This window comes from Butyricimonas synergistica DSM 23225, from assembly GCF_000379665.1.
Taxonomy (GTDB): Bacteria; Bacteroidota; Bacteroidia; order Bacteroidales; family Marinifilaceae; genus Butyricimonas; species Butyricimonas synergistica.
On sequence record NZ_KB903360.1, the window covers coordinates 434,535 to 447,300 of the forward strand.

Consider the following 12,766-nt stretch of genomic DNA (forward strand, 5'->3'; position numbering starts at 1 on the left):
ATACATTTTTCATCGTTCTTGATTTACACTTTAAAATTTCCTTAAAAATACTTCAACCAATATTTATTCTGCCGTATAGCGGGATTATTATCCATCGAAGTCACCCAAATCACAAGGAAAAACGCTCCATCTCTAAAATCCTGCTCCGACGCCGTCCGAAAACCTCCTTCCAATTCGGTTTTGTAATACCCGTTGCGAATAATATCATAATAACGATACCCCTCGAACAGCAATTCCTTCTCCCTTTCCTTATACACGGCATAACGCACATCCCCCTCGTACTCGGAAGCATCATACAATTTTGCATTAGCCCTCGCCCGCACTCGATTCAAATCTTTAATCGCAGTTTCCGTATCTCCCAAACGAGCCGCACACTCTGCGCGCAATAAAATAATATCCGCCAAACGCCACCAGATACGATTCTGGTTATAATTAATCATAGATCCGGCATTCCATCCACTTGTTTCCACGTAAGGATTCCGCCATTTATACGGATAAGCCAACCCGTGCGTTATTTTTACACTATCCGGACAATTATACTCGTCGAATTTATAAAAATAAGCATTCCTCCGTTCGTCACTCCCCGGGAACATCTTCTCCATCTCGGACAAATAAATTTGACAAGGTTGATCCAAGGCATCATAAGGTGTACTATTAGGTTCTACCGGGTAAGATTGATACTTTTTTGCCAAACAAAACATCATCATCCCTCGATCATTATCATTGATTTCATGCCAAAAATCTTTATAAATCGTCTCGTAGATACTCTCCTTACTATCACCCACCAAAGCCGAAGTACACACCAATTCGGGAGAATCTTCCAGAGCGTAAATATTTGAACTGATAATACTATCACAAGCCTCTTTCGCTCTTCGCCACAACGTTTGGTCATCATAATCCTGATCTGCAGCAAAATACTTGCCCCCCGCCTTCCAAGCGCACAAATGAGCCAACAATGCGTTCGCAGCCCCTTTACTCGGTGTAGATTTATAGCGAGGTGCGTTTCCCAAATGATCGGTTACCTGGGGAAATTCCGGTAAACAATTCACCGCATTTTGCGCCATCTCAATAGCATAATCACATACCTCTCCCCACGGTGATTGCCCTTGCGGCACAAGACTAACATCATCCTTCACCAAAATACAATCCCCCCAACGCCGTAACAATTCCAAATACATCAAACCTTTATAAAAATAAGCCTGTCCCTTGTAAACCTTTCTGCGAGCATCCGTCATTTTCACCTGATCCGCAAAATGCAACACAACATTCGCCTGAGTTATAACATCATAGAATCTCCCCCATCCCATTCCATCTACTTCACCCCCGTCGGGAGCCAAAGTTCTTTCTGAAGTAAATTGTTCATGTGGGTCAAAATCCATATAAGCCCCCTTCATCAACTGACATGTACCGTTTATAGCCAATTGACGCATATAATATCCCACACCAGACAAAACACCTTCCAAATCCTTCTCTGTCTCCAATGCGTTTCTAAATGTCAACGAGTTTTCAGGCGTAAGATCCAACGCATCCTCGCAAGAAATAAAACTTCCCGCTAACATGACCAATAAAAATATAATCCTCTTCATAATCCTAAAATTTTACGGTTAAACCCAAGGTAAATTTCCGGGGTAACGGGTACCCGTCACCTTTATCAATACCCGAATTGATCGAAATAATTTCCGGATCCAAACCCGAATAATTCGTGAGCGTAAACACATTTTCAATACTGGTAAAAATCCGCACCTGTTCCAAATTACAACGCCTCATCCACTTGTCCGGCAAACTATAACCCAACGTAACTGTTTTCAATTTTATCCAATTCACTTTCTCCACGAACCTATCCAAATAACCGGTAAAATTTCCCACGTTATGATCGTACTGCAACATCGGGTAATCGGACTTATCACCTGGTTTTTCCCAAAATGTCACTTTACCAATATCAAATAACAATGGATGCATCAAATTACTACTAGCATCCGTGGCTACAGAGTTCGGCTCCGTCAAATTAATCATATGCCGCCCTAACTGAAACGACATCGATAAATTCAAATCAAAATTCTTCCAACGCACCTCACTGACAATACCACCCGTGAGTTCCGGCAATGCACTCCCGGCATAAACATTATCACCTCCAAATGAACCACTTCCATCCACATCCACTAACTTATAATCACCTGGCTTGTAATAATTACTTTTACTACCGTAATATGCGCTCACACCTCCGGCATTATAATATATCGGCAACTCATCCTGACGATTCACGTACCCGTCTGTCTTTCCCACGTATATACCGTTTAAAGCTTTACCGATAATCCAATTATTATCAGCAACATCCCGTCCGTCATATGACTTCTCGAAACGGTTCCAATTCTTGGCGGCATTAACCGATACTTTCCAGTACAAATCCTGCTGCCGGAATATCTCGTATTTCACCAACAACTCAATCCCTTCATTCGAAACAGCTGCCGCATTACGCCATTGCGCTCCATAGCCGTTATGATCTCCCGGTAACCCCACTAGCATCAACTTTTTATCCGAATAACGATAATAATAATCGAACGTGATCCCCAAACGGTAATTCAAAAAGTCCATATCCAACCCGAAATCGTATTGATCCGTTTCTTCCCAAGAAAGATCTTCATTGTATAAACCGGTACCATACTGAGGTGTAATAATTCCATTACCCAAAAAAGACTTAGAACCAACCTGCATCAAACCCAAGGCTAAATATGGCGAATCGAAATGCATTCCCGATTTACCCCAACTTGCGCGGAACTTACCAAAATTAAACCAAGAAGAAAAACGCTCCATAAAAGACTCCTCCGTGAACGCCCATCCCACGGCGACAGAAGGAAATGTTCCCCATTTATTGTTTTTACCGAACACTGAACTACCATCCCTACGGAAACTTGCTGACAACAAATATTTCTTTTTATAATTATACTCCAAACGAGCGAAATAAGAAATCAACACTTTCTCCTGCATATCCGACTGATAATGCTGCAACGCTCTATAATCAGTTGTTCCGGAAACAATCTCACCACCAGAATCATAATCTTTTTTTATCAACTCCGGCATTCCCGATGGTGCGTAATAAATTTTATCACTTGGGGAATTTTCCGCTGTACCCCCGTTGTATTCCATCTGGTCATACTGGTAAGAAAATCCTGCCACGAAATTGAAATTATGATTTTCTCGAACGGTCTTATTACAAGAAAGCAAACTTTCGCTCAACACCATCAAGTTCACACCCGTTTCCCCGACCGAATTAGAAAAACCTTCATCACTCAAATAAGAAGGTGAAAAATAATTTCTCCGATGCACCGAATAATCGGCAGCGAAAGAACTGGACAAATACAACCCGTCAACCACCTCGTATCCCAATTTAAACGTCGGTCGAAAACGCACAGAACGATTTTTTTCTTTCGTCCCACCTAATTTCTCTAAAATATAATTCCACACCTCGGTGCCCTTCCCCGGGTATAAAGATGACAATTTATAAGGATCACCAGGTACAGTTTCAATTGCCGGACTATAACCCAACATATCATCCTTATTTCCCCGTTTCCTGTTAGTCAATGAAGCCACGAACCGTAAATCAACATCCAATCGCTTGGTCGGTTTCACGCTCAACGTGGAATTCAAGTCAATCCTGTTAAAACCGGTTCCTTTCAAAATACCCGATTCATCATACCACCCTATTCCAAGAGCGTAATTTACATTTTCAGTACCACCATAAGTTTGTATATTAGCGTTAGTGATCTTCGCCTTCTCGAAATAAACCGGGAAGAAATTCGTAGAATTATTATAAAACGAGTTCAAACTATCTTGTAAAAAATATCCATCAGCATCCTCTGGCTGAGCTTTAAAAAAATGATCAATACTACCCTTATTATGCAAATAAGATTCTAGCAAAGAAGTAGGATACTTGTACCGATAAGTTTCCATATCCAAATAAGCCTTATAATCATTTTTCAACGCTTTCAAGCGAAAATTTCGTTCAGCACGCCCGATTGTCACCAAAGGTAATCTCGGCAACACATTCCACGACTGGGAAACATTTGCCGAAAAAGAAGCTTTTTGCCCATTTCGTCCCTTTTTCGTGGTCACCAAAATTACTCCATTCGCGGCACGGGAACCGTAAATAGCTGCCGAAGAAGCATCCTTCAAGACTTGCACGGACTCGATCATATCCGGGTTAATCTCTGCCAACAGATTCGTTCCGGTAATCGGAGAAGTAAAAGTATTCATCGGTACCCCGTCTACCACCCAAAGCGGGTTGGAAAAACGACGTCCTTGTTCCACATCCAAAGAATTGTACCCCCGTATTGTGATTGCCGTACCTCCACTACCGGGAGCCCCGGACATATTCGTGATGTCCAATCCGGCAACACGCCCCTGCAACAGGTTCGCGATACTTGGTGAAGGTATCCCCTTCCATTCATCAGCTTTAACGACAGAGATAGAACCGGTAGATTCTCTCCGTGTAGTCGTTCCATATGCCACGACAACCGTTTCGTCCAACACCTGTACATCCTCCTGCATCACGATCAAAAGCGTGTCTTTTGTCACTTTCGAAAACTCCAGCTTATGCGTTTTATACCCCACGAAAGAAAATTCCAACGACCCTTTTTGAATAGGCAACACCAACAGAAAGATACCCTTGACATTAGTGGCAGTACCCCAAGTCGTGCCCCCAACCTTCACCGTCACCCCCGGCATAGGCTCCTTCTTCTCGTCCACCACCTTCCCAACAATCGTAAATCCCTTCTTGTCTTCATCCTCACGCTGAATCAGCATAACCACCTCGTTGTCAAACAAACACGTGAAAGGAGTTCCCGCGAGTACCTCGCTCAATACATCGGCAACCTTTTTCCGGTGAACCTGCACATCTATCAGCGACATCTTCTCCAACTGGTTCGTGTTGTAAATAAAACGCAACCCCGTCTGCTTGTGAATCTCACTGAACAACTCGTAATAACTCACGTTTTTCAAATTCAAGCTAACGACCTGATCTTGTGCCACTCCATTGGCAAAAGTCGCAAACTCCAGAAAAACCACAAAAATGACACATAATCTCATGATCATCCAAAATTTTTTATGTGCCTTATCAAAAAAATGGCACATGATTTCTCTTTTTTTCATACATTTGTAATTGAACTATTAATACTTGATAGGTATGGGTTAAGGATACCTATCTATTGGGTTAACGTAAGTGATGAAAAGGGCTCAATCTATTTCATCACTTATTTTTTACTCACGGTCACCGTCCTTCCGTTTATAGAAAAACGGGCATTTGACGTCTTCTCCATAAAGAAAAACAAATCCTTGATATCCGCGTAACGCTGCATATTACAATCGAAGCGCAAATCCTTCAACCCCTCGTTCTGGAAAAACACCACTACATCATACCAACGTGCCACCTTCTCCATGATCGACTCCAAACGCTCGTTCGCGAACACGATATCTTGATTTTTCCATGCGATATACGGGTAAATATCCACTTTGCGAATCTCGCTCACCCCCGTTTCCATATTCACGACAGCCAAGTGATTCGGTTGTAACATACGTTCCTCGGACAAAACATTCGCTTTGAAACCGATAGTCCCCTCCACCAACACCGTTTCAATCTGTCGGGGATTATACGCGTTCACGTTAAATTCCGTCCCGTAAACCCGCACGCCATACTCCCCGGACTGTACAAGGAAAGGCTTCCCCTTATCCTTAGTCACGCTAAAATAGGCTTCCCCTTTCAACTTTACCTCCCGGCAATCCACACTAAAATTAACAGGATACTCCAATTCCGACTCGGCATCCAGCCATACCTTCGTCCCGTCGCTCAACGTCACGAAATATTCCCCCCCTCGCGGAACAATGATTTTATTATAAATCAACTCTACTTTTTCAGATACTTCCGTTGCTAATGAATCATAACGAATCCCAGAATTGCTATCCACTTTCACGATCAAGCCATCCCGTTCCCGAATTTCTAAATGCGAAGAAGCCAATTCCACTCGTTCTCCGGATGACAAGACCAAAACAGCCTGTGAACGAACCGGCTTTATCTCCACGGCAACCGCTCCCTGCGGTAACACGTTCGTTTTCTCCCTCGTGAATAAAATCCCGGCAAAGACAAGCAACAGGACGACGGATGCCACCGCACTATAATATAACCACGGATGCCGCTTCTTTTTCAAGGATGAGAAAATTACTTTCTTTGCCCGGTCTTCCCGAATCCGGACATTTTCCTGTGACCAACGTACTCGCAAGTAATCTTCCAATAACACGTCATAAGCCTCCCGGTTTTCCGGACATTTCTTAAGCCACTCGCTCACGTTTTCTTCTTCCGCCTCTTCCAATTCTCCATTAAAAAAGGCAACCAACCAATCCTCTATCTCCTGATCTAACTTTAGTTTTTTCATAAATCACCTCATTTTTCATACTTAGTACAAAAAAGAGGAGAAAAAAGTCTAGTGATTTTTCAAAAAAAATGAACTGAATTCAAAAATTTAACAATACCGGCAATAGAAAAGTAAAAAATCGGCAAATCCATCCCGTCCCATCCGCTCCCGAAGTTTACGTACGGATGTTCCCAATAAAGTTTTTACGGTCGATTCAGATATGCCATATCGTTCCGCCACCTCCCGGTATTTCATTCCCTCGACAAAAACGCAATTCAATATTTCCCGGCTACGAGGGGGTAAAAGATCTATCTCTGCCATCACCTTCGCCACCACCTGATCCCGGGAATCATCATATTCTTCAAATATACATTCAATTCTTTCCAACCCCACGAAACGGCTGAAAACATCCCGTTTCACCATCCGGTTATAACACCGATTACGCACCAATACCCGTAAAAACGAAGCAAGCGTATCCGGCTTCAATTCCCGGTGTATTTCCTGGTTCCATAACGCGATAAAAAACTCCTGAACAATATCCTCCGCCAGATCCAGATCATTCAAAAAAGTGTTTGCCCATGAAACCAAAGATTTATAATAAGCCTCAAACAGAAGCTTCATCCCTTTCTGGTCATGCGCATTCAACAAATCGCAAATCTGCCTGTTCATCACGGATCTCCCCATTGTCCTTTATGCTTTAATTACATACCATGCCTTAAATTGCACCACCTTTCCCACTTATTCCTCTTGCAAAGTTAAAAATTTTTCCTTATTCAATAACAGGCAACAATTTTAAATTATATGCATGAAAATAAACCAACAGAACCTATTTCTTAAACGATTCTTCAAATAGGCGATAGCTTCCCTTTTGCTCATTTTCACCGTTTGCACAGGCAAATCAAGCGATTCGGCAATCTCTTCATTCTTTTTTCCCCGTAAGTGTAACTCGAAAACCTCTCGGCAACGATCCGGTAATTCTTGTATAGCCAAATACATCTCCCGGTAAATTTCTTCCCGCATCAAATTATACTCCTTTTCTTTCTCTTCATTGGATTCCCGACAAATATAAAACATTCTGCAGAACAAACAAAATAACAGACAGGCATCACACCACCTAGAAATAAAAGGGGCTGTATTGAACAGCCCCTTTTCACAAAACATTAAAACAACATCTATTTATTATTTTTCAACGTCTTATTGATCTTAGCAGCCAAAGCCTGATAATGGAGTCTGTCTTCTCCCGTGGAAGTAGCTAACTTACTATTAACCAACTTTTGAGCCTTAAATGCTAGGTCTATCAAATAAACCGTGGAATTGTCTATCGCCTTCGTGTCCACTTTTTGCAAGAAACCATACCCGGGAGCTCCGAATTCGTCCAATCTCAACTGTGAAGCGATGAACCCCGCACCATGCTCTTGCTCGATAGCCCGAAGCTGATCCTCGAAACGACCAACCAACCCGCTAGGATCAAGGTCATAAGCCAATATCTCGTCAAGACTCGGGGCATAAGCCGAGTTCAAGCCAAACAACCCGCCCGATTCTTTCTTGTCAGCCAAAGGAGCGATCACGAGATCCACGAGTGTACTTTGTAATAACTTATCACCGTCCGTCAACTTCTTACCTTTGATTGCGCTCTCGAAGGCACCGTTATACAAATCGTTCAAGAACTCTTTTACCGTATAAGGATTGGAAGCGATGTATGCGGAAAGAACAACGTTATCTTTCAATTTCGTCAAGTTTCCTGCCAATCTTATTCTCAATACCGTAGTCATATCCACTCCCATCGGGAATTTCTTCAACAAAGGAGATTTGCTTAACCAATCTGCATTTCTGTACTCGTTCAGTAACCAAGCTAAAGAAGCCTTTTGTACATCCTTCGGAACCGCTACATAACGCTCCCCGGGAGTACCTTCCTTGATCTCCGTCAAATAAATACCACCCACGTTATAAGAAACATTCGTGATATACCGGAAATACTGGTTAGCGATCGACTTATACAGGTCTGCCCGGTGGCTATAATCCGCATCATCCTCGATCCATTGTTCCAAATTAGGCAAAATATACTTCAAATTCTTGATACCATAGGTACTTGCCTTGATCGGATCATCACCCAGGTCTTCCTCGATAGCACTCGGGTCATAGCGAGACAATATCTGTTGTCTTCCGTAACGGAATCTCGGATCACCGGCTTTCTCGTCTACCCAACTTTCCAGCGTAGCCTGCTCTTCCCATATATCCTTTGCTTGCGGGATAGGTTGATAGTTCCATTTAACCAGGAAATAATCATAAACACCCAAATCCGGGGGAGTCAACTTCACACCTTTATCTCCGGGTTGAGCCACGTAATTGAAACGGGCGTAATCCATGATACACGGCGTTGTCCCGTATTTCTGGGTAAATGATGCCGAACGCAAAGAATCAACCGGGTAAGAAGCGGATGCTGCCATATTATGCATGAACCCAAGCGTGTGACCGATCTCGTGAGCCACGACATAAATCATCGCCTCTTCCATCACATCTTGCGGCAATTTTTTTGTCCTTACCTTGGGATCGATTTGTGCAGTCTGAACAAAACGCCAGTTGTTTAGCAATTTAATCACATCGTTATAAATCAATACGGTAGCGTTCACGATCTCACCTGTCGTCGGGTCTATCCAAGACGGTCCCATCGCGTTTTCCGTCGTTGAGGGCAAATAACGGATACACGTGTACTTAATATTATCCGGGTCAAACTCGGGATCGTCTTTCGGGAAATCCCGTACCTGCATCACGTTCTTGAAACCGATTGCCTCGAAAGCCTTGTTCCATCTCAAGATAGCTTTCTTCACGGGGCTTTTCCACTCCGCCGGGAAAGCATCATCCACGTACCACACGATCGGTTTGACCGGTTCCACCAATTCACCCCGTTGATATGCAGCCATATCCTTGGGTTCCAACCGCCAACGATGAGCTAGCGAATATACCTGAATTCCATCCTCTCTCGTGGAAACGTGTTGCTTGGTTGTATTGAAAATACCCACGCGTGAATCCGAAATACGGGGACGCATTTTATCTTCCGGCAACAACACCAAAGAACGGGTCACTTTACCGGTTACGGGGACATCACTCAATAACGTGATGATCCAAAAACCAACCGACACCCGATATGACATATAAGATTTCACGACCAGGTTATCGTCGAAGCTCTTGATTTCATCCAAACCCGAAGCATCACTACGGAAATCACCTTTCACGGTAAGCATTCCCATGTTAGGCAAGAATGAGAAGTCTTTCACGTCCGTGGTAAACAAACTCGTTATATCGATCACCACGGCAGTTCGGTCGTTATTATAAGTCTCGATCTTGTATTTTCCCACGATGGCATCACTGAAACTCCGGTCAACAGCATTCTGCAAAGCCTCGTTACCGGGATCAACGGTTGCCGATGTCGTAATTTTCTTTAAATAAAGACAACTATCACCCATCACGAAACGCACGTGCAAAGGATTTTGCTGCTTGTAACCCACGGTTCCGCCAATCAGATCACTTGAAGTTTCGGTCAACGTAGAAGCCAACAACATCTCCCGTCCTAAGTATTTCAACGGAATTTCAAAATAAAGTTTCCCGTTCAACTTGTGCAACGTGATAAAATTACTTGTAGCCGTCACTTTCCCCGGCTTCTTCAGCAATTTGTCATACTCCGTCTGGGCGGGAGCCGTTTCCTTCTTCTCCACGGTCGCCTTTTTCTTCTTCCGGGAAGACGCCAAAGCCTCTTGGCTAACGGGTAGCACGAGTACGGCTACCAACAATACTAACATCCATCTTTTCATAAAATTCATTTTAAAATAAAATTCATATATAATTGAAAAACATACAATTCTCTCCTAAATGCCGGTAGTTATCCTACCGACATTTATTGTGAAATGAAAAAAACACATAATTAAAGTTCCGGACCTCGTGCTATTGCCTCCAAATCTACATGATACTTCTCTTTCATGTAATTGATGACTTCCAGGCGTTTCTTCACGACCAACGGGTAAGTAGCCAAAGAATTAGCAAGGAACTCCTCTTCCGTGTAACGCATTCCCAAGAAAACGTAAGTCAGGAAATTCAAAGTCGGATTTGTACTAGTAATATTATAAATACTTCCGAAATTATATGCATCCACATTTAAAGAGCCTAAAAACCCGCGCTTCACATAATAATCAGGATCGCTAGTATTCCATGAATTTATTGCTTTCACGTAATCAAATCCCTCATTAAAACTAGCTGGAATAACTATTCGCTCGCGATTAATTGCAGCCTCCAATAATTGCCTCATAATTCTTGTCCGATGCTCTCTCAATTTCTCCCATGTAGAGGGAAATTCTGTCAAGTTTTCCGTATAGATCGAGCTCGCCCAATAATCTAATCCGTCAGCAGAGTTAGTAACATTCGTTTTATCTATACCCCCTGAATAATTGAGTTTTTCTGTCCGGTAATTATCAATCAAAAAATAATATAAAGGCAAAACTGTACGAGTCAATTCTACAGGTAAATAATCAAATATATGCTCCTTCATAAATTTCACGTGAACGCTGGCTTTCTCATCCGTCAAAGATTCCCCGAAATAATTGGTTCCAGAGGAAACCGTCCAAGCTCGACTAAAATCCAAGGAAGAATACCCTTTGTAAATCAAATACACATCATGTTTTTCCTTGATTTCTTTCGCGATCTCATCCCATTCATTCGTACCTTGTGGGAATTCATAACGAAGTACGACTTCTGCTTCTCTCGGAATTATCGTGTCTTCATCGTTACACGAAGCCAGTAATCCCCAAGTCAATAATATTAATACGATATATCTCATAAATTCCATTTTTTACATCAGACATTATCTCGGGCTTGCCAACTTATTTTGTATCAAAGCCCTGTTTTGATTCATCACTACTTCAGGTATAGGCAATGTATAACCGGGATCCTTTTCCTGTAACACGTACTCAACCGGTCCTTTTCCATCATTCCACACGTGCTTGATAGATGGCATTCCATAACGACGCAAATCAAACCAACGATGAAACTCGAAACACAATTCCAATCGGCGTTCCTGCCTGATTTTGTCAACCAGCGCACTTCCTGTTAAACCTGACACTTCTACATCCGGAGCACCGGGAGTAAAACGTTTCTCCCGCAAATCGTTCAACGCCTTCAATGCTGTTGTTTCATCTCCATCCATTGCTGCCGCTTCCGCCAAATTCAAATAAGCTTCTGCCAAACGAAACGCTTGCGTGAATGCATTATTTTCTAGTAGGATTCCTGTCGAAGAAGAGGTTTTAATTTTACCGTGAGCTAAAAACACGTCCGGGAATCTATACGATTCTCTAAAAATATACCATTCTTTTCTCAAATCACCCTCCTTGAAACCATCGGTCAACTCCGCCGAAGCGTTAAAAATCTTTCGATAAGTGTACCCCGCTCCAACTGTTTCTAATGAATAGTAATTCGTAATATCCCCACCTTGACCAAATAACCATATCACATCGGATGATTCCCTAGTTATAAACGGGTAATAAGTTCTAGTTCCGGTCGACAATTCCAAGGTATTAAGGTCAATTAAAGCAAAATCCCAATCATCAATTACCTTTTTGGCATATTGGGCGGCTTCCTTCCAATTTTCCATGTAAAGATACACTCTTGATTTCAGCAATTGTACCATCGGCAAACTCGTACGTAAATCTGCTTTATGCTGCATATCTTTCGGCAAAGAGAGATAAAGCTCTTCCGCATCTCCTAAATCTTCCAGCACCTGCTTATAAACCTCTTCGACCGTGTTGCGGGCAATATCTTCTTGTTCCACCCCACTGTTCAATTTCAACGGGATTCCAAGTGCTTTTGGGTTATGATTATAAGGTTCACCAAAGATATTCACCAAATTGAAAAAATAGAACCCCCTCAATGCGTATGCTTGTGCCTTCACCAGCGTTTTCTCGTTGTACGTGCCATCGACACCATCCACGTAGTCCAATGCCCCATTTGCCCCCAAAATCAATTTATACTGGGACTCCCACATACCTCTATACATCATGCTAACCTTCGCCGCCTCTTCAAACATATTCGGTTGCCACGAATAAATATACCTCACGCTATTCACTTTTGGCTCATTATAACTCGAAACTTCACCAGATGCCGACGTACAAGTGACATCATCATCCAACAACTGAAGTCCAGCACTTATTACCACCGAAGTTGAGGTCGGGCGGGGATAAGCGCTTCCCAGTAACATCTCATCCAAAGAAGTAACATCTTTTGGAATATACAAGGTATCGGATTTGGGCTCCAAAAAGCTATCACAGCCCATCAATCCAAGAATAACAGTTATTAATAATAAATTCTTTTTCATCTGTTCA

The 12,766-nt window shown here is 42.6% G+C and carries 8 protein-coding genes; all 8 read right to left on the reverse strand.

Going from position 1 to position 12,766, the window contains the following annotated elements; translation table 11 throughout:
* Nucleotides 1-41 precede the first annotated feature (41 nt).
* The 8 genes from A3CY_RS0110220 to A3CY_RS0110255 all read right to left on the reverse strand — a co-directional run bounded on the left by A3CY_RS0110220 (nt 42) and on the right by A3CY_RS0110255 (nt 12,759).
* Nucleotides 42-1,586 carry a RagB/SusD family nutrient uptake outer membrane protein gene (locus A3CY_RS0110220; protein WP_018337818.1) on the reverse strand — a complete coding sequence of 515 codons (1,545 nt, stop codon included), beginning with the start codon at nt 1,584-1,586 and terminating at the stop codon, nt 42-44.
* A gap of 4 nt (nt 1,587-1,590) precedes the next feature.
* The gene (locus tag A3CY_RS0110225; protein ID WP_040371621.1) at nt 1,591-5,082 is read right to left on the reverse strand and encodes a SusC/RagA family TonB-linked outer membrane protein; all 3,492 of its coding nucleotides are present in this window, start codon (nt 5,080-5,082) and stop codon (nt 1,591-1,593) included.
* A 164-nt stretch (nt 5,083-5,246) separates the two neighbouring features.
* On the reverse strand, nt 5,247-6,422 hold the full coding sequence (locus A3CY_RS0110230) for a FecR family protein (protein WP_018337820.1): 1,176 nt from the start codon (nt 6,420-6,422) through the stop codon (nt 5,247-5,249).
* Nucleotides 6,423-6,509: 87 nt separating this feature from the next.
* Entirely contained in the window at nt 6,510-7,085 is a 576-nt protein-coding gene (locus tag A3CY_RS0110235; RefSeq protein WP_018337821.1) for an RNA polymerase sigma factor, read from the reverse strand.
* A gap of 108 nt (nt 7,086-7,193) precedes the next feature.
* Nucleotides 7,194-7,475, reverse strand: a complete 282-nt coding sequence (locus A3CY_RS20760) for an RNA polymerase sigma factor (protein ID WP_231932310.1) — start codon at nt 7,473-7,475, stop codon at nt 7,194-7,196.
* A 98-nt stretch (nt 7,476-7,573) separates the two neighbouring features.
* A complete protein-coding gene (locus A3CY_RS0110245) occupies nt 7,574-10,210 on the reverse strand; it encodes a zinc-dependent metalloprotease (protein ID WP_026207532.1) in 2,637 nt (878 codons plus the stop codon).
* Between the two features lie 110 nt (nt 10,211-10,320).
* Nucleotides 10,321-11,229 carry a hypothetical protein gene (locus tag A3CY_RS0110250; RefSeq protein ID WP_148375350.1) on the reverse strand — a complete coding sequence of 303 codons (909 nt, stop codon included), beginning with the start codon at nt 11,227-11,229 and terminating at the stop codon, nt 10,321-10,323.
* A gap of 24 nt (nt 11,230-11,253) precedes the next feature.
* Complete coding sequence (locus tag A3CY_RS0110255) at nt 11,254-12,759, reverse strand: RagB/SusD family nutrient uptake outer membrane protein (RefSeq protein ID WP_026207533.1); 1,506 nt, start codon at nt 12,757-12,759, stop codon at nt 11,254-11,256.
* Nucleotides 12,760-12,766: the final 7 nt, after the last annotated feature.